General features: G+C 42.9%; 20 protein-coding genes and 1 tRNA gene. 12 read left to right on the top strand and 9 right to left on the bottom strand.

The features are described 5' to 3' along the window. Nucleotides 1–453: 453 nt before the first annotated feature. Nucleotides 454–2,298: a hypothetical protein gene (locus R3D86_11545; GenBank protein MEZ5758844.1), complete on the bottom strand. Its 1,845-nt coding sequence runs from the start codon at nucleotides 2,296–2,298 to the stop codon at nucleotides 454–456. 417 nt (nucleotides 2,299–2,715) lie between these two features. Between R3D86_11545 and R3D86_11540 the strand changes: the two genes are divergently transcribed. Beyond that, a complete protein-coding gene (locus R3D86_11540; GenBank protein MEZ5758843.1) occupies nucleotides 2,716–2,904 on the top strand; it encodes a hypothetical protein in 189 nt (62 codons plus the stop codon). Nucleotides 2,905–2,951: 47 nt separating this feature from the next. On the opposite strand, the gene R3D86_11535 is transcribed toward R3D86_11540, so the two are convergent. Then, nucleotides 2,952–4,421 (bottom strand): serine hydrolase, encoded by a 1,470-nt coding sequence (locus R3D86_11535; protein MEZ5758842.1) that lies wholly within the window; start codon nucleotides 4,419–4,421, stop codon nucleotides 2,952–2,954. Nucleotides 4,422–4,604: 183 nt separating this feature from the next. Then, a complete protein-coding gene (locus tag R3D86_11530; GenBank protein ID MEZ5758841.1) occupies nucleotides 4,605–5,312 on the bottom strand; it encodes a TerC family protein in 708 nt (235 codons plus the stop codon). A 168-nt stretch (nucleotides 5,313–5,480) separates the two neighbouring features. Between R3D86_11530 and R3D86_11525 the strand changes: the two genes are divergently transcribed. Then, nucleotides 5,481–5,948 (top strand): YbaK/EbsC family protein, encoded by a 468-nt coding sequence (locus tag R3D86_11525; GenBank protein ID MEZ5758840.1) that lies wholly within the window; start codon nucleotides 5,481–5,483, stop codon nucleotides 5,946–5,948. Nucleotides 5,949–5,952: 4 nt separating this feature from the next. Here the strand turns inward: R3D86_11525 and R3D86_11520 are convergent, their stop codons facing one another. Then, entirely contained in the window at nucleotides 5,953–7,458 is a 1,506-nt protein-coding gene (locus R3D86_11520) for a hypothetical protein (GenBank protein ID MEZ5758839.1), read from the bottom strand. Nucleotides 7,459–7,650: 192 nt separating this feature from the next. Here R3D86_11520 and R3D86_11515 point away from each other — a divergent pair, with 192 nt between their 5' ends. The 9 genes from R3D86_11515 to R3D86_11475 all read left to right on the top strand — a co-directional run bounded on the left by R3D86_11515 (nucleotide 7,651) and on the right by R3D86_11475 (nucleotide 17,050). Next, on the top strand, nucleotides 7,651–9,270 hold the full coding sequence (locus tag R3D86_11515; GenBank protein ID MEZ5758838.1) for an OFA family MFS transporter: 1,620 nt from the start codon (nucleotides 7,651–7,653) through the stop codon (nucleotides 9,268–9,270). Nucleotides 9,271–9,582: 312 nt separating this feature from the next. Then, nucleotides 9,583–12,303, top strand: a complete 2,721-nt coding sequence (gyrA, locus tag R3D86_11510; protein MEZ5758837.1) for a DNA gyrase subunit A — start codon at nucleotides 9,583–9,585, stop codon at nucleotides 12,301–12,303. 4 nt (nucleotides 12,304–12,307) lie between these two features. Continuing rightward, the gene (gene coaD / locus R3D86_11505; GenBank protein MEZ5758836.1) at nucleotides 12,308–12,817 is read left to right on the top strand and encodes a pantetheine-phosphate adenylyltransferase; all 510 of its coding nucleotides are present in this window, start codon (nucleotides 12,308–12,310) and stop codon (nucleotides 12,815–12,817) included. A 21-nt stretch (nucleotides 12,818–12,838) separates the two neighbouring features. Next, entirely contained in the window at nucleotides 12,839–13,390 is a 552-nt protein-coding gene (locus R3D86_11500) for a peptidylprolyl isomerase (GenBank protein ID MEZ5758835.1), read from the top strand. Between the two features lie 10 nt (nucleotides 13,391–13,400). Next, nucleotides 13,401–13,874 carry a peptidylprolyl isomerase gene (locus R3D86_11495; protein ID MEZ5758834.1) on the top strand — a complete coding sequence of 158 codons (474 nt, stop codon included), beginning with the start codon at nucleotides 13,401–13,403 and terminating at the stop codon, nucleotides 13,872–13,874. A gap of 8 nt (nucleotides 13,875–13,882) precedes the next feature. Continuing rightward, nucleotides 13,883–14,923: a tRNA preQ1(34) S-adenosylmethionine ribosyltransferase-isomerase QueA gene (queA, locus tag R3D86_11490; protein ID MEZ5758833.1), complete on the top strand. Its 1,041-nt coding sequence runs from the start codon at nucleotides 13,883–13,885 to the stop codon at nucleotides 14,921–14,923. Beyond that, nucleotides 14,920–16,059 (top strand): tRNA guanosine(34) transglycosylase Tgt, encoded by a 1,140-nt coding sequence (gene tgt, locus R3D86_11485; GenBank protein MEZ5758832.1) that lies wholly within the window; start codon nucleotides 14,920–14,922, stop codon nucleotides 16,057–16,059. The genes queA and tgt overlap by 4 nt, the downstream gene beginning before the upstream one ends. A gap of 75 nt (nucleotides 16,060–16,134) precedes the next feature. Continuing rightward, nucleotides 16,135–16,210 (top strand) — tRNA-Lys (locus R3D86_11480). A 108-nt stretch (nucleotides 16,211–16,318) separates the two neighbouring features. Then, nucleotides 16,319–17,050: a class I SAM-dependent methyltransferase gene (locus R3D86_11475; GenBank protein MEZ5758831.1), complete on the top strand. Its 732-nt coding sequence runs from the start codon at nucleotides 16,319–16,321 to the stop codon at nucleotides 17,048–17,050. A gap of 190 nt (nucleotides 17,051–17,240) precedes the next feature. Here R3D86_11475 and R3D86_11470 read toward each other — a convergent pair whose 3' ends face one another. From R3D86_11470 to R3D86_11460, 3 genes are all read right to left on the bottom strand, one after another. Then, a complete protein-coding gene (locus R3D86_11470) occupies nucleotides 17,241–18,284 on the bottom strand; it encodes a glycosyltransferase 61 family protein (GenBank protein ID MEZ5758830.1) in 1,044 nt (347 codons plus the stop codon). 688 nt (nucleotides 18,285–18,972) lie between these two features. Continuing rightward, entirely contained in the window at nucleotides 18,973–19,752 is a 780-nt protein-coding gene (locus R3D86_11465; GenBank protein ID MEZ5758829.1) for an FkbM family methyltransferase, read from the bottom strand. 331 nt (nucleotides 19,753–20,083) lie between these two features. After that, nucleotides 20,084–21,142 carry an acyltransferase gene (locus R3D86_11460; GenBank protein MEZ5758828.1) on the bottom strand — a complete coding sequence of 353 codons (1,059 nt, stop codon included), beginning with the start codon at nucleotides 21,140–21,142 and terminating at the stop codon, nucleotides 20,084–20,086. 396 nt (nucleotides 21,143–21,538) lie between these two features. Here R3D86_11460 and R3D86_11455 point away from each other — a divergent pair, with 396 nt between their 5' ends. Further along, nucleotides 21,539–22,843: an alkaline phosphatase gene (locus R3D86_11455; protein ID MEZ5758827.1), complete on the top strand. Its 1,305-nt coding sequence runs from the start codon at nucleotides 21,539–21,541 to the stop codon at nucleotides 22,841–22,843. Here R3D86_11455 and R3D86_11450 read toward each other — a convergent pair. Next, on the bottom strand, nucleotides 22,840–23,220 hold the full coding sequence (locus tag R3D86_11450) for an acyl-CoA thioesterase (protein ID MEZ5758826.1): 381 nt from the start codon (nucleotides 23,218–23,220) through the stop codon (nucleotides 22,840–22,842). The genes R3D86_11455 and R3D86_11450 overlap by 4 nt on opposite strands. 63 nt (nucleotides 23,221–23,283) lie before the next feature. Continuing rightward, complete coding sequence (locus tag R3D86_11445) at nucleotides 23,284–25,080, bottom strand: bifunctional diguanylate cyclase/phosphodiesterase (protein MEZ5758825.1); 1,797 nt, start codon at nucleotides 25,078–25,080, stop codon at nucleotides 23,284–23,286. Nucleotides 25,081–25,096: the final 16 nt, after the last annotated feature.

Raw genomic sequence — 25,096 nt, 5'->3', positions numbered from 1 at the left:
GCATCCTTAGTGGCTGAATTACTCATATTGGGTAAAAAATTTAGTATCAAAACGATTAGGAAAACAACTACAACAAATACTATTACATTTTTGGGATTACGATTTTTCTTAAACGGATCGTCCAAGTCGAGATATTTTCTGGTATACTTATTGGAAATTTTAAGAGCTAAATATATTGGTCCTAATACGATTAAAAATCCGATTAGGTATATAATACCCACTACTAATAAATCTATTAACTCAGCAATCAAAACAAATTCCTCGGCCCAAATTAAAGTTTTATATTGGCTTCAAGATAAATTATAACAATCAAAAAAATTGATAAATATAATGAATGCCAGCATTCGACCCAAATCGGACAGTCAAGGTAGTTCTAATTAAAGTTTTTAGAACCGATAACTCCGCACAAACCATAAGAAAAAGTTGTTCATGAATGACCGTTAAGTCAATGGATCATAATATATTTCTATATAGCAAATTCCAATAATGGCTATACCTTGTATAGACCAATTTCTTTATATCTTCATCGTTTGGAAAATGTTCACGCAATACTTCTATATAGACAGCTATCTTCGGGTCCGTAGGTTTCTCGGAAATCTTCTCCAGTAACTTTGTTTTTATTTCCATTGATATAAGAGGTGGTTTTTTATCTAGCAATAAATGGGCGGCATTTAGATTTTGATATTCATTTTCTGAGCTTAATGCTTCCAGAACCAGCATATTCCACTCTGTTCCTCCCACATCGTATTTATTACTCAAAATTTCAATTGGTGAGAACTCAACTTGATACGCATAAAAACCCTCTTTATCATAATAGTAACTTTGATATGACATTCTTTTTAAAAATCGATAATGTATTTGTTTAATTAATGGGATACTTTCATCAAGATATTTATGAATTACGTCAGTAGCTTTCTGATTAGTTGGGTCTATGCTCATTATTACTGCAGCAGCATTATATGGAATTACACTCGTATTAAAATCTTGCCTCATCTGCAAAATATCATACCTAAAATTATTAGCTAATTTTGGTCTACCCATATAATCTTTCGACTCTTTAAATTCTTTTTCCCAATCAATAGTAAGATAATTTTCAAGAAACTGAATGTTGCTCCTACTATCACCGTCCCAATTCATCAATGCCAATAAACACCCGCCAACAGTAAATTCACTAGGTGAGTTTACAATGGTGTTCTTAATAATGTTTAATTCCTCTTCGCCCTTTAAACCAAGCTTGCTAAGCGTATAACATGCACGATATCCATTAAAAATATAGGGTTGTGTTGTAACATGGTCATTAACAGGATTATATTTTATCGTACTAAGCTCAATATCTTTTGTTACTATTTCAGGCAATCTTTTGAGTAGATGTTCTTTTACTGAAGCAGCGAGCTTTGGATCATTGTCATCATTTCTGACTATAGCTTCCAGAATAATATACCACCAATCTGTTGATAATAGTTCTATTAAAGTTTCACGAGCGCTATCATTATTTTTTGACATTTCAGTCAGGGCTTCTATGGCATCCAACCATTCATAGTGATAATAATATGGACCCAAATATATTATTGATAATCCCAATCTCTTTGTTGCAGGAGTTTCCTTTGCTCTTTTTATCGCATACTCAATCAGGACACTATTATTAAGATCGCCATGCTTCCTTACAAAATCCATAACCGCAATTGGTTTTTCATTTATCTTAGCCATTACCTGAGGAAGATATTGGGCAACACCACCCTTTAGCTCAGTTAATGTTCTGATTGATTCTTCTGGATTTGTAGAAATTTCTGAAACTATTTGATCTATATATTTTGGTTCTCTTTCTAATAATGATGCTAACACCTCATAGAGGAGAATTTGATCTCTTTTTTTATCATCACGATAAGATTTAACAAACTCAATTAGCGACGGTGAAATCTTATTTATATTTGATATTTCCCTTAAGTAACTTTCAGCTTTTAATTTTTCTTCACGTTTGTTTTCTTTATATTTTAAATAATTGCTAAAAGTTTTATAAACGCCCTTATCATCCGCTTCCATTGAAATTAAAGTGGATAAAATCTGAACAGCCAACTCAGGAGATTCAATATTTTTAAATTGATTTGAAAGCTCTTTTTCCTTTCCTTTAACCTGAGAACCCAACATTTCAAGCTGTTTTGCAGCAGATAATTTTTCTTGATAATCTCCTTTCTTCACAATTTTAATTAAGTCATCAATTGTATTCTCATCTGCAAAAACAAATGATTGAGAGAGAAATAGCATTAAAATACTAATTATAATTTTATTTGTGATATGCATCGGAAACCCCCAATAAAAACTTTAATTATTTCACTTAATTAATTTACTAAGACATTAACACAACTTAATTTATTACACAATGCAAGTGATTTCTCACTACAGTTGACCTATTCATCCAGTATAATCAATATCGCTATAATTTGAATAAAAGCATTGGCTATTATAAAAACCTTCAAAACTATCCATGGCGAATTTGAAATGAATAGTTTTAAAAACTGAACCTTAAGGATCAAAGGGAAATTCTTGTTCTGAATGCGCCGGACAGTTTTGACGGGGAAATCAGAAAATTACCCAAGGAAATTTCTGTTATCAGAGACGAGAGAGAGGCGGGTCAAATCCGGTTTTCACTTTGTTTTGTGATCAGGAAGGAAGAAATTGACGCCCTTTCAAAAATAATATCTGGGAAAGCGGTCAAGGATGCCGTTATCTGGTTCGTTTACCATAAAAAAAACATCAAAACGATATAAGTCGGAACTTACCCGCGATCATGGCTGGGACGCTATGATGAATGCGGGCTATAGTACTGTCCGGATGGTGGCGATTGATGAGGACTGGTCAACATTCAGGTTCAGACAAAATGAATTTGTCAAATCGGCTAAAAGATAAAAAACGAAACAGCGCCTAACCATTTATAAATTAACTGAAAGTAAGAATTACCGAAGCCTTTCCAACTGATATCTGGCATTTCGATTGTTTGGCTCCAGCTCAAGAACCTTGTTGTAATTGCGTATGGCTTCATCAATCTGCCCAAGCCGGCTATAGGCGTCGGCCAGACTGTCATAGGTGTTCGCGTGGTCAGGAAAGAGAAAGACATTAAGTTTAAATATTTCCAATGCATCCTCTTTTCTTAAATTGTTTAGCAGTCTATAGCCCCAGTTGTTCATTTCGCTTTCAACAAAGGAAATGTAGTTCATATTCTGAGCAAGCGGTATGGCTTGATCATACCCTTCACTCTCCAGGTTTAATCTGAATTCATTAAGTTCTTTTGACAGGCCAAATCCATTATTAATACTTAATGTAGGCAGGAAATATCCGGCCACCTCATCAGCAAACTGATCAGGACCGGCCCCCATAAGATTAGTCAGAATAACGACCGACAGTTTATCTTCCGGATACAAAATCACAAAAGCGCGGTCACCACCGGCTGGCGCAGCGGCGGGATGCTCTGCTCTCAGGACAACAGGCCAGCCCAATGCATAACCGTTCAGAAATCTGTTAAAACCGCCGGTTTTGCCGTTATCCAGCATGGCCGGTGTCCAGAGGGTGGTCAGGCTATTGCTTTCGAGCAATTGACCGCTTTGAAGGGCAATCAGCCATTTTGCCATTTCTGCAGCGTTTGAGCTCATCCCCGCGGCAGTACGTAGGTAAGGGGGAAATTCCTCATACACATTGGTCAAATTGCCGGTTTTATAGTATGTGTATCCGCGGGCCTGGGCGGGAATGACCATTTCCATATGGGCAAAGCCGGATTCAATTGTCCGGGGCATGCCCACTTTGGCTAACTGGTTTTTCCGGATAAAGTCCTGAAAAGTTACACCGCTTACCTGTTCGATGATTTTTCCAAGCAGCAGATAATTTGTCTGATTATATCTGAATTGTGTGTTGGGTTTAAAATCCATTGGTAATTGTTTTACAAGGTCCCATGCGGCGCCGTCACCCTGATCGGAAATCAGTTTTGCATCATTTGACATAATATCCGGAAGGCCCGATGTATGGGTCAGAAGCTGTCTGATTGTTACAATATTCCACGCTTCGGGGATATCCGTTATATAGTCAAGAGGGTAAGCGTCCAGATCAATTTTTCCCTGTTCAACCAATTGCATGACAGCCACACCGACAAAGGCTTTGGTAATGGAATTTATGGTAAAAACGGTATTATCGGTGACCGGAACATTGTCCTGTAGATTGGCAATGCCGTAATTTGCCGTTTTCACTATTTCATTATCCCTGACAACAGCCAGCTGCAAGCCCGGTATTTTTCGCTCGATCATCTGAGCTTTTATAAAATCATCCAGATCATCCGCTTGTGCCCACTGACCAAAAAGCAATAAAATTGCCATGGACAAAAATAATATTAATGGCTGTTCTGAAAGATTTATTTTTCGAGTGATCAGTGATGTCATGTGCTTCGCCCTTCCGGAATTTGTTCTTTTCCGGTGTCAGTAAGCTTATTATTCTTTGATATAACAACCTGAATTCGATCAAATAACCATTTGATGCGACAAATGGCTTTGAAGGGGATGCTTTTTATTATCTCCTGATCGGCGCTAAAAAGAGCACTGGATGTTTCGTAATCTGCTTTTGGGCTACAATCGTTTTCGCACCGCCATATTGATAGCTTCAACAAATGATGAAAATGCCATGGCAAAATAAAGATACCCTTTGGGGATTTGCATTTCCAACCCTTCACCAATTAAAGCAAAACCAATCAGGAGCATGTAGCTCAGTGCGAGAACTTTTACGGTCGGATGATTATTGATAAACCGGCTGACCTGATCAACGGCCAGAACCATAATGGCAACGGAAATCAGAATGGCAGCAATCATGACAGGAAGATGGTCAGCAATCCCGATAGCGGTCATGACGGAATCAAAGGAAAATACAATATCCATAATGGAAATCTGCACGATTACCGCCATGAATGCAGCCTGTTTGGAATTGGTGGTTTCGGCCTGATTTTCCCCTTCTATTTTATCGTGGATTTCCAGTGTGCCTTTTGCCAGCAGAAAAAGTCCGCCGATCATCAGCATAATATCCCGCCATGAAATTTCATGGTCAAAAGCGATAAAAAGTGTTTTTTCAAGATGGGCCATCCAAAAGACCAGAGAAAGCAATAACAGCCTTGTCAGCAATGCCGCCCCGAGACCGAGTTTTCTGGCCAGTGGTTTTTGATGTTCAGGAAGCTTATCTGTCAGAATGGAGATAAGGATCAGATTATCAATCCCCAACACAATTTCCAGCAATGTTAAGGTTACAAATGCTGCCCAGATTGCCGGATCAAAAAACAATTCCATATTTTTAAAACCTTTTTAATAATCCCTATAGCTGATATGCCTGTACTTAGAATTTCTTGAAATATACATGGCAAAAAAATTAATGCACCTGAAAACGGATTATTTTAATTTGCTGTCGTTTTTTTTATCTGCATTATGACGGCTTTCAAAAATAAATGGGTCCTTAAAATGTCAAAAAGTATAAAACGGGTGGAGCAGGCAGCAGCGGATCTTGGTCTAAATATCAGGGTCAAACGAATGCCGGAAAGTACAAGAACAGCAAAGGAAGCAGCGACCGCCTGTGGCTGTGAAGTGGGACAGATTATCAAGTCACTCATTTTTGAGGGAGAGACGACCTGTGATCTTGTCCTGCTACTTGTTAGTGGAAGGCATGAAGTTGATCTGGAAAAGGTTTCGCATAAAATAGGCGAAAAACTGAAGCGTGCGGATCCAAACCGTATAAGATCGGAAACCGGTTTTGCCATTGGCGGCGTAGCCCCGATTGGGCATCTTATACCGATAAAAACTTATTTTGATATTGCGCTTTTTACATATGAAAATGTATGGGCGGCGGCCGGTGCGCCGAATGCTGTTTTTAACGCAAATACGCAAAATTTATTTGAAGTAATAGAGGCGGATTTGATTGAGGTTTGTTGAATATTCATGAATTAAGGCTGGTTTGAATTTCCTGCACAATATGATTGATAAATCCTAGATGTGTCCATAATCCGTTACCAACTTTAGGATGACCGCAAAAATAGCTGTCTCCCACAGGGAATATCTGTTTTCCTTGAAAAGTGCCCAGTTCCCCATTCAGATTTATATAGGGTGCATAACGAAAGGGCGGATTGATTTTTATGGTGTTGTTTTCGTCCAAATCTATAAGTTTATCAATCAATGAATTAATATTATCATTCAGGACATTTAAGGAATTGGCGTTATCTTCCCTGAACGATGTTAAGCTGATTGGCTGATCTATTATTGATGATAGGTTTTCGTATTCTTCTATAGAAATATTGATAAGCACCAGACCGTGATTGAGTTCCTCTATCAGAACACCATTCCAGATATAAAAAGTGTTTTTACTGTTTATCGGAAGAATAAAGTCCAGAACTTCATTAAAAAGGCTTTGAGGTATTCCGGTAATTTTAAACAGATGTGTCAGAATTCTTGTTTGGTCCAAATATGGACTATGAAAGGGACCAGATGCTCTTAAAGTGGTGTCGATAAAATCTGGCATAGTCCCTGGCTTATTAAAAAGCTGTTTTACGCCGGCAAAGCTATAGTCCATTGGTTTGTTAGGCAGTTTAAGGTTAAATTCCAGCGGGGTTGATATGCCGTATTCACATCCTGTTAATCGTCCCCCCGTAGCATCAAAAAACAGAGAAATTGCCGGATGGTTAAGTTTGGAATAATCCGGTTCCGGCGAAAAATAAAATTGAACGCCTAATTCTTTGCACGAAAGCATGAACAGAGCTTCCATCATATTTATTGGTAGTCCCGCCAAATCACCCAAACCAAAACATTCAAGCAAATGCCAGATATTTGGTGGTGTATATTTCTGTACAAGTTCAGCATGAATATGGGTTACCCATTCCCGGTCAAAGACCTTTCTGAAATGTTCAGAATCTGAACGATTATCAAGGACAAGAATATTAGCTTTTTTTCCAAGTGTATTTTTAAGATTAGAAGCCAAAAATAAGCCCGTAATTCCGCCACCTATAATTACAATATTGAGCGCGTCGGCTGAAAAGCAGATATCCTGTGCTGCTGATATGTCCGCTTCCGTCTTATCAACAAAGCTATCCATAATTAAATTTGGATCAGAATTAGTAATAAGATCTATTAACTTATTATATTTCAGGACGTTATCCGTTTCTTCATTTAAAAAATCAATAGTATGAGCAGCATTTCGAACAGGGGCAGAATTTTTTATTTTTTTTACATGATTGATTTTTAATTCTGTTGGCGGCAATTTCCTTTTCCCTGCGGACTTGTTATTCTCTATATAGTGTCTGTCCATACTAGCGGTAAAAAACCAGCCTTGTGCCGCATTGTTTAAAACTGTATTTTTGCTTTCCTGATAAAATTTTTTAAGTGAAGATATTACCTTTAACTCATTGTTATTGATATATTTTTTTTGATCTGACTTACTTGAGTTCGACACAAAAAATATTCCTATCCTTTTTAATTTATTGCTCTTTTTATAGAGTGCCTTTTTTCACTTTGTAATTTTATCCTTATTTACTGGAATTCTCAATATCTGCTATTTGGAAAGGTCTTTATTCCAGTCTGGACTAAATCTTTTGGCAGTTATAGACTGATAAAAATCAGGGAAGAAATGAAGGGGAAATCAAAGATGGCTATGAGTTCATTGGAAAGACAGCATATTATTGCCGGGCCCAATTTTAATCGCTGGCTGGTGCCACCGGCGGCGTTGGCCATTCACCTTTGTATCGGTATGGCATACGGTTTTTCGGTCTTCTGGCTGCCGATGAGTATGCAAATAGATTATCCGGATATGGCGGCATGCCGTGATATCGGTTTTTTCACTGCCCTGACCACCACAAACTGCAACTGGACTGTCTCACAGGTAACCCATATTTTTGAAACCTTCATTGCCATGCTCGGTATTTCCGCGGCAATCTGGGGCGCATGGCTAGAACATGCCGGACCCAGAAAAGCAGGCTTCATCGCCGCGCTTTGTTGGGGCGGCGGGCTGATGATAGGTGGTATCGGTGTCTTTATGCATCAATTATGGTTGGTTTATCTTGGCTGCGGGGTGCTTGGCGGGATCGGGCAGGGGCTTGGTTATATATCACCGGTTTCGACTTTGATTAAATGGTTTCCTGACCGTCGCGGTATGGCCACGGGCTTTGCCATTATGGGTTATGGCGGCGGGGCTATGATTGGCGCTCCGCTGGCGGTGGCGCTGATGGCGCATTTTGAAGCGGATGGTACCCTTGGGGTGGCAACGACACTTATCATCATGGGGGCCCTTTATTTTCTGGTGATGTCGGCCGGGGCCTTTGGCTTTCGGGTGCCGCCGACCAACTGGCAGCCTACGGGTTGGACACCGCCGGAAAATGCGACAGTGAATAATAAAATTACATCACGCCATGTCCATCTTGATCGGGCATGGAAAACACCGCAATTCTGGCTGATCTGGGCCGTGTTATGCCTAAATGTAACGGCGGGGATAGCGGTTATATCCATGGCCAGCCCAATGTTTCAGGAAGTCTTTGGTGCAAGACTGCTGGGACTTGCGGGGGATGCGTCGCCAACAGCGGAACAAATAGCAATGATTGCTGCCGCTGCCGGCGGGCTGGTGGGGCTGATCAGCCTTTTCAACAGTATCGGGCGGTTATTCTGGGCCTCGCTTTCCGATAAACTGGGGCGAACCAATACTTACAGCGTGTTTTTCATTCTTGGTATCCTGCTATACTGCAGTCTGCCGACCCTTGGCCATATGGGCCTGGCGGGATTATTCGTTATTGCCATCTGTATTATCCTGACCCTTTATGGTGGCGGCTTTGCCACGGTGCCTGCCTATCTGGCTGATATTTTTGGCACCCAGATGGTCGGGGCAATCCATGGACGGCTCCTGACCGCCTGGTCGGTGGCGGGGATTGCCGGACCGTTACTGATTGCGGCGGTGCGGGAAGCACAGCTGAAAAGCGGCATGGCCGCCAATCTTGTCTATGACCGAACGCTTTATATGATGGCGGGGCTTTTGCTGGTCGGGCTGATCTGTAACCTGTTGGTGCGCCCGGTAAAAGACGATGTCACTATGAGCGATGATGAACTTGCACATGAGCGGGCGCAGTCACACGAGGATAATATAGCCTCCCATGCTGAAACTGCGGCAAGAGGGGAGTTTGGTTTATTAGGGGTTCTTGCCTGGCTCGCTGTGGGTATTCCGTTTCTGATCGGGCTTACAATTGCGTTACAGAAGGCATCGGCCCTTTTTGCCAGCTAAAATTCAAGTCATTTTGAAGAATTTTTATATTTTCCGGGATAATATTGTATCAGTTTTCCGGTTAAGGTTGCGGGCTTATTTTTATTGCTGAAAATCTAATATTTATAATCACTATAACTTATTGATTTTATTGGGAAAAATAAGACAACTTTCTGTCAGAAAAATAATTGCTTAAAAAGGCTATAAATATGGTCCAGCGGCTTGCTATAGGGGGATATATTTTGTATAAACGGGGGTCAGGTTTGCCGCATTTTTCAGAGTAGAAATTATGCGGCAAATTTAAAAGAATAAGTAATCCAAAAGGGCAAAAATTTGACCGATAATACCGTCTCCGAAAATCCGGACAAAAACATCTCCAATATCACCATTGAAGAGGAAATGAAAACTTCCTACCTTGATTATGCGATGAGCGTGATCGTATCAAGGGCGCTGCCGGATGTGCGCGACGGGCTAAAGCCTGTTCATCGCCGTATTCTCTATTCCATGTATGAAAATAACTATGACTGGACAAAACCATACCGTAAATCGGCCCGTGTGGTCGGGGATGTTATGGGTAAATACCATCCTCATGGTGACAGTGCCATTTATGATGCCATGGTGCGGATGGCACAGGATTTTTCCTTAAGACTGCCGCTGATTGACGGGCAGGGTAACTTTGGCTCGATGGATGGTGATCCGCCGGCGGCCATGCGTTATACCGAGGCACGGATGGCCAAGACCGCCAGCGGCCTGCTGGAGGATATTGATCAGGATACGGTGGTGTTTCAGGCAAACTATGATGAAAGTGAGCATGAACCGACAGTTCTTCCGGCGCGTTTTCCGAACCTTCTGGTTAATGGCGCTGGCGGTATTGCGGTGGGTATGGCAACCAATATTCCGCCCCATAATCTGGGGGAAGTGCTTGATGCCTGCTGTGCCTATATTGATAATCCGGAAATAACGGTTGAGGAACTGGTTGACATTGTCCCGGGCCCCGATTTTCCGACCGGTGGCCTGATTATGGGTGGAGCAGGGGCCCGTTCAGCGGAAATGACAGGGCGTGGGTCCATCGTCATGCGTGGACGCACTCATGTAGAGGAGTTTAAACAGGGTCGTGAGGCCATTATCATTACCGAAGTGCCTTATCAGGTTAATAAATCCCGGATGATCGAAAATATTGCGGATTGTGTCCGCAGTAAAAGAATTGAAGGGATCGCCGATATCCGCGATGAAAGTGACCGTGACGGTGTTCGTGTGGTGGTTGAAGTGAAACGTGATGCGGTTGCCGATGTGGTTCTTAACCAGCTTTTCCGTTATACCCCGCTACAGACCAGTTTTGGTGCCAATGTCCTGGCACTTTGCGGTGGCCGTCCGCAGGTTCTGACCCTGCTTGATATCATTGAAAATTTCATTCGCTTCAGAGAAGAAGTCATTACCCGTCGCACCAAATTCAGACTTGGCAAAGCCCGGGACCGGGCCCATGTTTTGGTCGGTCTTGTGATTGCGGTTAATAACCTTGATAAAATTGTGGCGATGATCCGTCAGTCTGCCAATCCGGCGGATGCCCGTGATTCATTGCTGGCTGAAGATTGGGATGCGGTTGATGTTGCCGGTTATATTGAACTTATCAATGAGCCGGGACGGATGATTGTTAATGGGAAATATAAACTTTCAGAAAAACAGGTTCGGGCTATTCTGGAACTGCGCCTCCACCGTCTGACGGCGCTTGGTCGCGATGATATTGGTGGGGAGCTCAAGGAACTTTCTGAAAAAAATGAAGACTTCATTGATATTTTAAGAAGCCGTCAGCGTCTTTACTCCATAATGCGGGATGAGTTTGTCGCCTATCGGGACGAATTTGCCACCCCGCGTCGCAGCGAATTTACCGCCGATGCCTTTGGTTTTGAGGACGAGGACCTGATCCAGGTTGAGGATATGGTGGTGACGGTGACCAACACAGGCTACATTAAGCGGGTGGCGCTTGATACTTACCGGGCACAGCGCCGTGGCGGCAAAGGCCGCAGTGGCATGACCACCAAGGATGAGGATATCTTAAGCAATGTGTTTGTGTCCAACACCCATGTGCCGATCCTTTTCTTCAGTGATTTTGGTCAGGTTTATAAACTTAAGGTCTGGAAACTGCCGCTGGGTTCACCTACCTCCAAGGGTAAGGCGCTGATTAATCTGCTGCCGCTGGAGCAGGGCGAAACCATTTCGGCAATTATGCCGCTGCCGGAAGATGAAGACAGCTGGGGTGAGCTCCATGCCGTCTTTGCCACATCGAAAGGGAATATAAGGCGAAACCTGCTTTCTGATTTTTCAAATGTCCGTGCAAATGGTAAAATTGCCATTCGTCTCTCTGAAGGGGATCGTCTGATCGGCGTTTCTGCCTGTACGGAAGATGATGACATTCTGATCGCGGCCAAAGGTGGAAAATGTATTCGTTTCCCGGCGACAGCCGTGCGTCTGTTCAAAGGGCGTAATTCCGATGGTGTGCGTGGTATTAAACTCGCCAAGGGGGACGAGGTCGTGTCCATGTCAATACTCCATCATGTGGATATGGATCAGGATGAAAAATTGGCCTATCTCAGATATGCTGCGGCCAAACGGCGTGGAGAAGATCCGGAAAAACCGGCTGAAATTGATGAAGATCGTCTGTCCGCACTTGAAGAACGGGAAGAATTTATTTTAAGCATTACGGTGAACGGTTATGGTAAACGCACATCGTCATACGAATACCGGGTTACCGGGCGGGGCGGTAGCGGTATTATTAATATTGAAACCTCGGAACGTAACGGTGATGTTGTTGCCGCTTTCCCGATTGAGGAAAATGACCAATTGATGATGGTGACCGATCAGGGACGTTTGATCAGGGTCCCGGTTCATGATGTTCGTATTGCCGGACGCAGTACCCAGGGGGTCACATTGTTCAAGGTCGGCGATGAGGAAAAGATAGTTTCTGTTGACCGGATTATGGAATCAGACGATGATGAAGAGGAAGCAGAAGAAATCGTTGGGGATACTTCTGATGAGGAAACGGCGTCTGAGGAGTAAATAAATGCTACCAAAGAAAAGAATTGGACTTTACCCCGGTACGTTTGATCCTATAACTCTTGGTCATCTGGATATTATCGAACGGGCGACCAAACTTGTTGATCACCTGATAGTAGGTGTGTCGACAAATCCGTCCAAAAAAACGCTGTTTTCGATGGAAGAGCGTATTGAAATTGTCCGAAGAGAAACTGAACATCTTAATAAAAAAAATGCGGCAACTGTTGAGGTTGCCGGATTTGATACATTGTTGATGAGCTTTGCTGAAAAAGTAAATGCCACAGTGATCATCAGGGGGCTTCGGGCCGCATCGGATTTTGAATATGAATTCCAGATGACCGCTATGAATGATCAGCTTAATGCCGATATTGAAACGGTATTCATGATGGCGCATCCGTCGCTTCAGGCAATTGCCTCTCGACTTGTGAAGGAAATTGCCATATATGACGGTGAAATAGACAAGTTTGTCACAAAGTCAGTTCGCAATGATGTGCTGACAAAACTTGGCAAAATTTAATCAGAAAAACAGGATTTGAAGATGAAAACATCCCTAAAGGCTTTTTTGGCCATCCTTTTTTTATTCAGTATGCCGGTTGCCGCAATGGCGCAGACAGAAGATCTTGACCCTGAAAATACACTTTATCTGGATCTTGAGTTTGGTCGGGTGGTGATTAAAATGTTTCCGGATGTTGCCCCCAATCATGTGAAAAGAATTAAGGAACTGACTAGGCAGGGTTATTATGACGGCTCTCCATTTCATCGGGTGATTGAAGGATTTATGGCCCAGACTGGTGGACCGGCTGATGGAAGCGGAGATGGGACCGGGCAGAAACTGGATGCCGAATTTTCGGACATGTCCCATTATCGCGGAATGGTTTCCATGGCCCGCCCAGATGATATTAACGGTGCTGACAGCCAGTTTTTTATATGCCTTGGTTTTTCACCGCATCTTGATGGGAAATATACAATCTGGGGCGAGGTGGTATCGGGTATGCGCTATGTTGATAAAATTAAATATGGCGAAGGTCCGGATTTTGCAGACCCGGATAAAATTATAAAAATGCAGGTTGCTGCAGACGTTAAAGAATAAGGAAAATATTATGGACGCTGAAAACACACTCTATCTTGATCTTGAAGACGGTCGCGTGACCATTGAACTTTATGAAGATGTTGCCCCACAACATGTCAAACGGATTAAGGAACTGGCAAGACAGGGTTTTTATGACGGGCTTACCTTCCACAGGGTGATTGATGGCTTCATGGCGCAGGGCGGTGACCCGGATGGCACAGGTATGGGTGGATCGGGTCAGAACCTGCCGGCGGAATTTTCCGATAAACCCCATCACCGCGGTGCCTGTTCAATGGCACGGGCGCAGGACCCGGACAGTGCCGACAGCCAGTTTTTCATCTGTTTTGGTGATGCCACCTTCCTTGACGGGCAATATAGCGTATGGGGACAGGTGATTGACGGTATGGAGCATGTTGATGCGCTAAAACGTGGCGAAGGAATGAATTTTTCCATGAACGGCAACCCGGACAAAATTGTGAAAATGCAGGTTGCTGCAGACGCATAAATCAGTTTATGAAGGTTGACCAGTTCGATTTTGAGCTTCCCAAAGAGCTTATTGCCCTACGCCCCGCCGCCACACGCGACGGGGCGCGGTTGCTTGTAGTTAAGGGCGAAGAACTTTCCGACCGAAAGGTAACCGACCTTACTGAGTATTTAAATGCCGGGGATTTGATGATATTCAATGATACCCGGGTTATTCCGGCGCGGCTTACCGGCACACGCCGTGATGCAAAAATGGAAATCACCCTGCATATGAATATGTCCGGCGGGGTATGGAAGGCGTTTGCCAAGCCAGCAAAGAAATTAAAACCGACCGATGTTATCCGTTTTAACGGCAAACTTGAAGCCTGCGTTCTTGAAAAGGGGGATGCGGGCGAAGTGACCATCCAGTTTAATTTTAGCGGCGATAATCTGCGGACTGCCTTAAATGAAGCAGGGGTTATGCCACTGCCGCCCTATATCGCTTCGCAAAGACCGGTTGATGACCAGGATAAAGAGGATTACCAGACCGTATATAGCAAAAATGACGGGGCGGTTGCCGCGCCGACAGCCGGGCTTCATTTTACGGAACAATTATTGACCGACCTGGAAAAAAAAGGCATTAACAATGCCTTTGTCACGCTCCATGTCGGGGCGGGAACCTTTTTACCGGTAAAGGTGGATGATACGGATGATCATAAAATGCATGCGGAATATGGTCAGGTCAGTGCCGAAGTTGCCGGCCTCATCAACGAAACCCATGCCCGCGGGAATAAGGTTATCGCGGTTGGCACAACATCGCTCAGGCTGCTTGAATCGGCAACGGACGCTGAGGGTATGATCCATGCCTTTGACGGGGAAACGGATATTTTTATCACGCCGGGCTATCAATTCCGCGTTGTTGATATTTTAATGACCAATTTCCATCTTCCGAAATCGACCCTTTTTATGCTGGTCAGTGCCTTTGCCGGATTTGCCAATATGAAAGCGGCCTATGCCCATGCTATAGAAGAACAATACCGTTTTTATTCATATGGCGACAGCAGCCTGCTTTTTCGGGAGGATCAGTTATGAGCTTTTCCATGGAAATAACCGCTACAGACGGCAATGCCCGTACCGGCATTATCAAAACCGTGCGCGGCGAAATCCGTACCCCGGCCTTTATGCCGGTGGGGACGGCGGCAACGGTCAAGGCGATGAAACCGGAAACAGTGCGCGAAACCGGTGCCGATATTATCCTGGGGAATACCTATCATCTGATGCTGCGGCCAACGGCTGAGCGGATCGCAAAACTGGGCGGGCTTCATAAATTTATGAACTGGCCGGGCCCGATCCTGACCGATAGCGGCGGTTTTCAGGTGATGTCGCTGGCCAAGCTCCGCAAAATCAGCGAGGACGGGGTGTCCTTCCAGTCTCATATTGACGGCAGCAAACATATGCTGAGCCCCGAGCGCAGTATGGAAATTCAGCGGCGTCTGGGTGCCAATATCGTTATGGCTTTTGATGAATGTACGCCTTATCCGGCAACAGAAAAGCAGACGGAGGAAAGCATGCTGCTTTCCATGCGTTGGGCAAAGCGGTCCTATGATGCGTTTCATAACGGCTCGGACCATGCGGCGCAGAACGCCCTGTTCGGCATTGTGCAGGGCGGTGTGTTTGAAAAACTGCGTCATCATTCGGCGACCGTGCTGAAAGATATTGATTTTGACGGCTATGCCATTGGCGGTCTTGCGGTTGGGGAAGGGCAGGATGTGATGTTTGACGTGCTTGATTTTACCATGCCGGAAATGCCCAAAAATAAACCCCGTTACCTGATGGGGGTGGGTAAGCCCGATGATATTGTTGGCGCGGTCCAGCGCGGGATTGATATGTTCGACTGCGTGATGCCATCGCGGTCTGGCCGCACGGGGCAGGCCTTTACCCGGCGCGGCGCGATAAATATGAAAAATTCCCGCCATACCGATGATCCGCGCCCCATTGATGCGGACTGTCGATGTTCGGCCTGTCGTCATTATAGCCGGGCCTATATTTCCCATCTGATCAGAAGCGGGGAAATATTGGGGCCGATGCTGATGACCGAACATAATCTGACCTATTATCAGGATCTGATGGCCGGATTACGCGACGCTATTTCAAAAAAATCCTTAAATAAATTTGTTAATGAATTCCATGCCATGCGGGAACTGGGCGATATTGAGGAATTAACGTAAAATAAACGAAAAAAGTCATAAATTACTATTGACCAATTAGTCCAGTGGCCTTATGTTCCGCACACCTATTTATGAGGGCCCGTAGCTCAGCTGGTAGAGCAACTGACTTTTAATCAGTAGGTCACAGGTTCGAATCCTGTCGGGCTCACCAAAAAAACCCTGATCGCCAGTTGGCCATCAGGGTTTTTCTGCTTTTGGACTATTTTTTCTTGAAATTAATTCTCTGATATTGAAGACTGTAGCGGTTGGGGATTTTTGCATGAACACTCTTTACGATACAATCGGCCTTAATTATTCAAATCTTAGAAATCCTGAATATAGAATTGCGGGGTTAATAGACGCTTCTCTCGGGGATGCCCGAACAGTTCTGAATGTCGGGGCCGGTACCGGCTCATACGAACCGGCAGACAAGGACGTTACAGCAATTGACCCTTCCATGAAGATGATTAATCAACGCCCTCCTTCAAAGGCCAGAATTATACAAGGCTATGCAGAAAATATTCCTTTTAAGGACAAATCCTTTGATGTTTCAATGGCCATTCTGACCGTTCATCACTGGTCAGATCAGCAAAAAGGCCTTTCAGAAATGCGCCGGGTAACGCGAGGTAAAATAAGTATTTTAACTTTTGATCCTGCCTTTAGGGGGTTCTGGCTTGCCGATTATTTTCCGGACCTTATCACAATTGACGAGAAACAAATGCCCAGGCTTGAAGAATTTGAGAATTGGTTGGGTCCGATTGAGATATCTTCGGTCCCCATTCCACATGATTGTTCGGATGGGTTTCTGGCCGCTTATTGGCGGCGCCCGACGGCCTATCTCGATAAACGGGTTCGTGATGCTATTTCGTCATTTTGGGTCCTCAGGGATGTTTCAAAAGGATTGGAAAAGCTTGACGCTGATTTAAAATCCGGTGCTTGGGCGGAACGCTACGGCGAATTGCTTGATAAACATGAAGTTGACTGCGGGTATAGATTGGTTACGACAAAATAAAGTGTTTTAATTTGGTGATAACTATTGTCCGATTTCGACCTGAAGCGTACGGTCGATTTGTAAAGATTATTAATGCAAATGAATAATATTTCCATGTGTATAAAATGGTGTTAGTGCGTTCACAAAAATAAGGGTCTAAGTCTTGAGTTATCTATCCGAGCCAGGTTTGGATTCTCTGATTAACATGATTTTAATTACGTAAAATATTTTCAATTAGTTTAGTTAAACGAGGAATATCGACACGATATCCAGCACCTTCACTTTCAGCAACAACAGTATGCATAGTGTCGCCTAATGCAAGCATATAATCAGCCAGTAGATTATTGAACTGAGCGGCAGGATTTATAATAATGTGAGTTGCTCCCGTGGTAGCACCCAGTAATAAATGAGCAAAATTGCTCCCTTCTATGGAAAGTGTCAGCTCCGCTCCGCTGCAGGCATTTATTATTTCTTCGGCTGGCGCGTCTACGTCAATTATTAGAAAGCCCATCTTCTTTAATTGATCATTTAACGCATCTTCATTATTTATTACTCTTGATATGCCGGTCTGACCACGCCTGACGTATACTTTCTTACCTTTTTGACTGCTTGATTTGGTAGAAATAACTGATTTGAGTTTTCTTATGCGTGCTCTCCGGTTGGTATTCATTCCTCTGTCAAAACAATACGTCATGTTTTTGAAGAAAACATAGTCATGTTTTATAGTTTCGATCCCAAGGATATCTAAGTATGTCGTTGTGTGGCCCCAACTGGGTGGGGCCCAAAGATATAGTTCTTCATCTTTTTCCTTTAGCAACGATGTTGCAATCCCATCAATCAGCCAATGACCGAAATATGTATTTGTAACAAAACTGGATGCGAAAAACCCTTTATCAATTATGTGTATAGTTTTTGAAAATATCGGATTTATCAAGTGTCTTTTGCCGATAATATGTTGCCCATCAAGAGAAAAAAAGCCGGCAGGTGTGGCTAACACGTTCTTAAATTTAAACTTTACTGTAGCTTCATGAACAACCATCCTTTTTTTGGTTCTTCGCCATTGCTGTTCAGGAGTAGTGCCTTTTACGACATGCGTGACCAAACTGCGGTAATGATCTTCCATCGAGATACCAGGCATATATTCTTGAGAAGCTTCGCAAACAATCTCTTCACTGATGCAAAATTTATCCACTGTTTTTGATGGGAGGAAAAGCTCCCTCAAGACATTATAAACTGGTAAAAATCTATAATACACTTGTCCCCCCTGATTTTTTACTGATCTTCTTTGGTTTTTATTTTTAATATAAACACGAAATATATCATACTGGAACAAAACCGTAATTAAATCTTTTTAATTTACTAAGTATAGAGTGTCTTAAGTTAAAGTTTAGAACACAATCTACGATACTGAGGGTGAACATTGGGCAGCAAAATTCCTTAGGAAGTAAAAATAAACAAGTTCATTCTCGATAATAAAAACTCCATAATAGGAACGAACTATATTGCCTACTGACGCAGGCTTCAGGATGTTAGAGGTCATTTTAATTTAACAGGCATGTATCAGTGTTTATCCTAAATCGTCCATGCCGTATGAAGTAAAGTGGTTATTTTTATTATTCATGAGGAGCATCTGGCATGTTTTTGAATGTCTGCTTTGGGTCGGAAGCGGCCATTCGATACACTCATTTAAAATGCGATTTGCCATTTCCACAAATGCACTTTGTCAGCAGTTCTTTTTAATTTAATATCCGCCGCATAGGCCGAGGTTTTTAGGCCTGTCACAATTGTTTCATTTCCTCTTGTTAAATTGCCGCAAACTTGCTTTAAATAAAGGCAAAGAAATAAAGGAAAAAAAATGAAACGACTTATTGCCCTGCTGACTGGGAACAATTGTGGAGACAGTTACTTTTACGAAACCGCCTTAAAATTGGACTTGTCCTGAATTATTCCTCGTAATGGGCTTTATTCGCAATCAAAAAAGAGTCATGTCTTACAAATAAAATATCAATCTGATTGGTGGCGCCGTCCAATGGCCGACGATGAATTTCTACAATGTCGTAACTTACAAACCCTTGCATCTTCATGAAGGTCAGCACTTCTTCGATCAGGGGGGCACCCTTGTTTATTTCGATAAGGGATACCTCCATTAAGACAGCCTGGGCTTTTGCCAATGTCTTAATGCCTCCCCTAAACACTTCAAGTTCATATCCTTGCGTGTCTATCTTTATAAAATCGACATTTTCTCCCTCTAACAAACTATCGAGCGTGGTCAGGGTCTTTTTTTGTTTTTTTCTCTCAACCGGGCTTTCCTCTTCAAATACAGATGATCCGGATTCCATGACAATGAATTCGACCTGTTCGCCGTCTGAGGCTCCCAGCAGGTTTATTTTCAAGTCCGCCTGTAGGTCATTGGCGACCACTTCCAGAATGGAGCGTTTTTCTTCATTGCCTTCAATCATTATTAAAGAAGCTTCGGGCCAGACATCATGCGCCATTCTCGCCCAATCCCCATGATAAGCACCAATGTCTAAGATTTTTTCAGGATGAAACTCCAGATTTTTGATGGCGAGTAACGCAAACTTCATGTTTGGCGCATTGGCATATTTATAGGCGAAATATTCAAATTCACTGTGATTTACATTGAATGCAAAATGAAACAGGTAATCTTTTATGCTCTTTGGCAAAATAGTCTTCGCCAAAGATATAAGTGTTTTTTTTATCATATAACATTTGCCTCTCTGTATGCAGTCAGTTTTATTCTTTGTCTGTGAATGAACATATAAGCCCCCCTTTTTGTTTAAGAAATCATCATAGAAGATTACTACACTCAGTCAATGTTTTGGGTGAACCTAAGAAACTCATAGCATAGGCAAAGAGTCTTTTTCAGAACCATTTCAACCCTTATACCCAACCTCAGAATCGTTTAATTCTCCTTAAGTTTATTGAGAGCAATTAGGCGTGGTTTGAATGGTTACAGGTTTGAGTAATCGTTTATATAGGCCTGATTTGATCAATTTTTGATGTTGAGCAATAGATGGTCTGTTCATTTAAAATTTAATCCGACGCGAACCAATTGTTTAAATAGATGCGAGCAGGACGTTCAACAAGGTGATAACTAAATACGGACCCTAATAAAACAGCCAATAAAACAATTAGTACATCAATATAGTTGGAAAACAGTTGAGGTAGCGAAGGAAGAATTTTAGGTAACAAATCAAAATAAATAATGATGATTAATCCATGAACCATATATGTTGAATATGAGATTTCGCCTAAATAAGTAAAAATTTTCTGATTCAGTGGAACCCATTTCTGTCCAGATAGATTTGCACCACTAATTATCATAAGAGAAAAAGGCACGATAAGCATATAATCAACAGACGGCACCACAGATAGGTAAAGGAAAAGCAATATACCTATCACACCGAATGCCAATGACAATGCTTTATTAATCCACGGGGCAAATCGTCTAAGTAAGATTCCGATTGTAAAAAGGGGTATAATACGGAAGCAACCATAATCAAATGTTAAATGCATAAATGCTGTTTTCTCAAGATTAATTGCCAACAAATGGGCTAAAGTAAAAGTAAAAATAATTGTAAATATAATTGTCTTCGTCGGGATTCTACGATTTTGATAACCCATCACAGCTAAGCCGAATAATACATATGCAAAAAATTCAGCAGAAATAGTCCATGACGGACCGTTTAATACCAGCCCATCTGTTACATTCCAAGAATGCAATAACAAAATTGATGCTAGAACATCAGTCATTTTTAAATCTAGCTCATGACTAATGCCTGTTATGCTGCGTAGAAAGATAAGTATGATGAAAGTAAGCGTCATCATTAAATGCAAGGGATATATGCGGTTAATTCGTTTTATCAAATAACGCCTAGGGGAGAATAAGCCGTCCAAAATACTTTGCTCGTATACGTGGAAAATGACAAACCCGGATAATATAAAGAAAAAGTCAACTCCACGGGCACCATTCTCAATCATTTTTGTGAAATAATTATCCCCAAATTCGACACGGCTTCCCAGGTGAAACAGTACAACCCAAAGCGCAGCAAAAAAACGAAAGGCCGTTAAAATTTTTAGATCTGCTTTCAACCTATAAGTCCCGATCACAGTAAACTCAAAGGTCTATTTTGTATATTAATTATGAAATAAGTTCAACAATCCAAAGGTATGAATTGATCCGTTGTCTATTTATATGAAGAGCTTAAAATGATTGAAGAGTCTCAGAGGCTTTGATGGAGAATAATTGAATATTAAGAAATTACTGCTTTTAACTGACTGTCCGCTTTGGGTCGAAAGTGGTCTCTTGAAAATCCCAAAGCAGGTGAGTCCTGCCATTTCCACAAAATCAATCTTAAAGTAGCTCATTCCAATCCCACCCCCACCTCATTGGCCGAGGTTTTTAGGCCTGTCACAATTGTTTCATTTCCTCTTGTTAAATTGCCGCAAACTTGCTTTAAATAAAGGCAAAGAAATAAAGGAAAAAAAATGAAACGACTTATTGCCCTGCTGACAGTGTCTGTTGCTGTCATTACGTCTACGGCCTATGCAAAACCGAAAAATATCATACTGCTGATTGGGGATGGGATGGGGGAATCCGAAATTGCCCTGACCCGTGATTATGAATTTGACGGGGAGGCGGGGCTTTATGTTGATGAAATGAAAAACCGTGGCTCGGTCATCGTCAAGCAGCTGATGATTGAGGACCCGACCAAAATTCAGTTTACCGGTGAAAGCGCCAGTGGCGGTACCACCATTTCCACCGGGAATCGCACCAGTCAAGGGCGGATTGCGGTCAGCGCTTTTGATGGCTCCCCCTATAAAACAATCCTTGAGGAAGCGCAGGAAAAAGGATTTAAAACCGGACTTGTGACCACAGCGATTATTACCGATGCCACACCGGCGGCTTTTGCCGCCCATGCCCAGGACCGGTATTGTTTTATGACCGGCTCAAAAGCATGTGCCAATTTTAACGATACACCGATAGTGGAACAGATGCTTGATCATAACGTCGATGTCATGCTGGGTGGTGGATATAACCTGCTACCAGCGAAAGAGGCAGGGGGTCGCACTGTAAAGGAAAAGGCAGAAGCGCAAGGTTATACGGTTCTGACAAAACGGGATGAGCTTCTGGCCTTAAAGCCCGGGAAAAAAGTGTTCGGCGTTTTTTCAAACGGTCATATGCCGGTTGAATGGGTCGGCCCCGGTGGAAAGGGTGCCGATTTTATTGAAATTGATGAAGACCGTGTTGTGATCTTCCCCGAGCCAGCGGCATGCGAGGCCAACCCCAAATATGAAGGAATTCCAAGATTAGAGGAAATGGCGAAATATGCCCTTGATACCCTTAAAAATAAGGATAAGGGATTTTTCGTAATGATTGAAGGCGCGTCCATTGACAAGCAGGCCCATGTGGCCCGCCCATGCGGCACCATCAGTGAAATGCTTGCCTTTGATCGTACGGTCAAAATGGCCGTTGAATTTGCCAAGAAAGAAGGTAACACAGCGGTTATTGTCACCGCCGACCACGGTCAGGCAACACAGATCATTTATAAGCCGGAGGCTTATTTCGGTCCGCTGCGCCGGGATCATATTCCAGGTTTTTATCAGCTGCTTCTGACCAAAGGCGGTAATGAGCTTGGCGCTTATTATGGCACCAACAATATCAATGACCAGGCCCATACCGGGGTCAATGTGCCGATCTATACATACGGGCTTGATGATCCGGACGAGCTGATGGGGATCATTCAGCAGACCAAAATTTATGGCGAAATGAAAAAATTCCTGTTCAATTAGGACTTATTGATTTCTTTCGGGCGGTGATTATCATCGAGGGCGACAAATATAAAGTCGCCTTCGGTGACCATAATTTCCTTATCCTCATCGCGTCTGAGCACCATCACCTCAATATGGATGGTCAATGACGTTCTGCCGACTTTTGTAATGTCGGTATAGACGCTTAACCAATCCCCGACATTAACGGGCGCATGGAATTTCATGGCCTCAATGGCAACGGTTGCGACAGGGCCGCCGACATAACGGATGGCTTCGACACCGGCGGCGCTGTCCATCTGTGATAATATCCAGCCACCGAAAATGTGACCGTTTGAATTGATATTGCTGTGCCTTGGCAAGGTTCGGATGGTGGGCTGGCGATCAGATAATTTATTCATAAATACCCCGCTGTGTTGAATTTTAATCTGATTATGCCTAATTGGGCGGAAAATTTCGAGTGATTATTTTATGATTTTTTTGAAGGGCTGATCATTGATAAGATCAGGTATTTTATCGGCGCTCATGGCCTTGGAAAAAAGGAACCCCTGACCATAATGGCAGCCAAGCTCTTTCAGCTTTTGCATTTGGGCTTTTGTTTCAATCCCTTCGGCAATAATGGTCATGCCAAGGGATTTGGCGAGATCAATAATCACTTTAATGATATTGTTCCCTTCCTGATTGCTGTCAAGCATGCTGGTAAAGCTGCGGTCAATTTTAATTGTGTCTGCCGGAATGCGGCTTAAGTAGGATAGCGATGAATATCCGGTGCCAAAATCGTCCACAGCTAGGGAAAGCCCATAGGTTTTAAGATCAAGCAGAATATTCCGGGCAATATCCGAATTTTCCATGATGGTCGATTCTGTCAGTTCCAGTTTTAGATTGCTACCGTCAAGGCCGCTTTTGGCAAGGGCATCACGGGTCAGGGCAACAATATTACCGGCAATGATATGGGAGCTGGAGACATTTACCGCCATAAATAATGATGATGCCAGCAGATTATTATCAATCCATGATTTCAGGTCCTTACAGGCAGTGGTCAGGGCCCATTCACCAAGCGGGATAATAAGCCCGGCTTCTTCGGCAAGGGCAATAAATTCAAGTGGGGAAATGCTGCCGCGCTGGGAATTATTCCAGCGGGCGAGGGCTTCAAAACCGCTGATCAGGCCATTTTGTAGATTAATCACAGGCTGATAGTAAAGCTCGAGCGCATCAGCGGCCAGAGCTTCACGAAATTCTGTTTCAAGGCGCAGCTTAGTGGCAGCCTGCGTTTTTAGTTCCGGATTAAAAATGACGGTTTGATTGGAGCTGACATTTTTATTGCGCTTCATGGCCAGATGGGCGTGCTGAATAAGCTGTTCGATGGTTTTGACGTTTGCCAGCCCGGTTGCGATACCAACAGATACAGAAATGCGCGGATCATTCTTTGTTGATGTCGCCCGCGTGGCAAAATTATGATGGATGGATTTTGCCAGCGTTTCGGCTTCGCGTTTTACATTTTCAAAGTATCTTCCCGACAGAAATATGACAAACTGGTCATCGGCAAATCGGGCCAGAATTGAATTTTCCTGGATGGTTTCAAGCAGCATTTTGGCAACAGCCTGCAGGGCATCGTCGCCTTTTTCATATCCATAGCTTTCATTAATGCGCTGAAGCTTTCTGACATTAACGAAAAGAACAGCGCCTTCAATGCCTTTTCGATCAAAAAAACCATCCCGGGTTGAATTGGTTTCAAAAAGCATTCTTTCAAGCTCTTCATAAAATTTAAACCGATTGGGAAGACCCGTAAGCTCATCATAATAATTATAGCGGTTTACCTCGATTTCAAGATTTTCACTATCATCAAAATCTGAAGTGGACACTGTGATCTGGGCAATATCGCCTTCTTTAGTGCGAAGCGGGATAATTTTACAGAGCAGGCTTTTCTTTTCTCCTTCAATGACCAACTGCCAGATATAAGCCAGCGGTTTTCTTTCAATAAGGGATTTTTCAAGATGCGACTGAAGCTTGTTATCTTCGACATTATCACCCCAGATCAGCATATTAATATATTTGCCGATCGGGTTTTGGCCTTCACTGGAAATTGCCTGAAGAAAGACTTCGTTGGCTGAAATAAGCCTGAAGCTGTCTTCGCCTTCCACATTGATAATGGCTATTCCGTCGGTGACCGGGCTTGATACATCAAAGGACTTTGAGCGTGAAATCAAAGTCGGTTTTTGATTTAAAAACAAAAACGGTGATGCGCCAGACTTGCCAGTCATGAAAATTGAACCTTAA

The organism is Emcibacteraceae bacterium (assembly GCA_041396985.1).
In the GTDB taxonomy this organism is placed as follows: Bacteria; Pseudomonadota; Alphaproteobacteria; order Sphingomonadales; family Emcibacteraceae; genus Pseudemcibacter.
Note: the sequence above shows the minus strand (reverse complement) of the source record. Positions and strands in the feature narration are given on the sequence as shown.

What these genes read in the sequence shown, in the direction of transcription:
- R3D86_11545 (MEZ5758844.1), bottom strand. Translation starts at nt 2,298, where the DNA reads ATGCATATCACAAATAAAATTATAATTAGTATTTTAATGCTATTTCTC.
- R3D86_11540 (MEZ5758843.1), top strand. Translation starts at nt 2,716, where the DNA reads ATGCCGTTATCTGGTTCGTTTACCATAAAAAAAACATCAAAACGATAT.
- R3D86_11535 (MEZ5758842.1), bottom strand. Translation starts at nt 4,421, where the DNA reads ATGACATCACTGATCACTCGAAAAATAAATCTTTCAGAACAGCCATTA.
- R3D86_11530 (MEZ5758841.1), bottom strand. Translation starts at nt 5,312, where the DNA reads ATGGAATTGTTTTTTGATCCGGCAATCTGGGCAGCATTTGTAACCTTA.
- R3D86_11525 (MEZ5758840.1), top strand. Translation starts at nt 5,481, where the DNA reads ATGTCAAAAAGTATAAAACGGGTGGAGCAGGCAGCAGCGGATCTTGGT.
- R3D86_11515 (MEZ5758838.1), top strand. Translation starts at nt 7,651, where the DNA reads ATGGCTATGAGTTCATTGGAAAGACAGCATATTATTGCCGGGCCCAAT.
- coaD (MEZ5758836.1), top strand. Translation starts at nt 12,308, where the DNA reads ATGCTACCAAAGAAAAGAATTGGACTTTACCCCGGTACGTTTGATCCT.
- R3D86_11500 (MEZ5758835.1), top strand. Translation starts at nt 12,839, where the DNA reads ATGAAAACATCCCTAAAGGCTTTTTTGGCCATCCTTTTTTTATTCAGT.
- R3D86_11495 (MEZ5758834.1), top strand. Translation starts at nt 13,401, where the DNA reads ATGGACGCTGAAAACACACTCTATCTTGATCTTGAAGACGGTCGCGTG.
- queA (MEZ5758833.1), top strand. Translation starts at nt 13,883, where the DNA reads ATGAAGGTTGACCAGTTCGATTTTGAGCTTCCCAAAGAGCTTATTGCC.
- tgt (MEZ5758832.1), top strand. Translation starts at nt 14,920, where the DNA reads ATGAGCTTTTCCATGGAAATAACCGCTACAGACGGCAATGCCCGTACC.
- R3D86_11475 (MEZ5758831.1), top strand. Translation starts at nt 16,319, where the DNA reads ATGAACACTCTTTACGATACAATCGGCCTTAATTATTCAAATCTTAGA.
- R3D86_11465 (MEZ5758829.1), bottom strand. Translation starts at nt 19,752, where the DNA reads ATGATAAAAAAAACACTTATATCTTTGGCGAAGACTATTTTGCCAAAG.
- R3D86_11455 (MEZ5758827.1), top strand. Translation starts at nt 21,539, where the DNA reads ATGAAACGACTTATTGCCCTGCTGACAGTGTCTGTTGCTGTCATTACG.
- R3D86_11450 (MEZ5758826.1), bottom strand. Translation starts at nt 23,220, where the DNA reads ATGAATAAATTATCTGATCGCCAGCCCACCATCCGAACCTTGCCAAGG.
- R3D86_11445 (MEZ5758825.1), bottom strand. Translation starts at nt 25,080, where the DNA reads ATGACTGGCAAGTCTGGCGCATCACCGTTTTTGTTTTTAAATCAAAAA.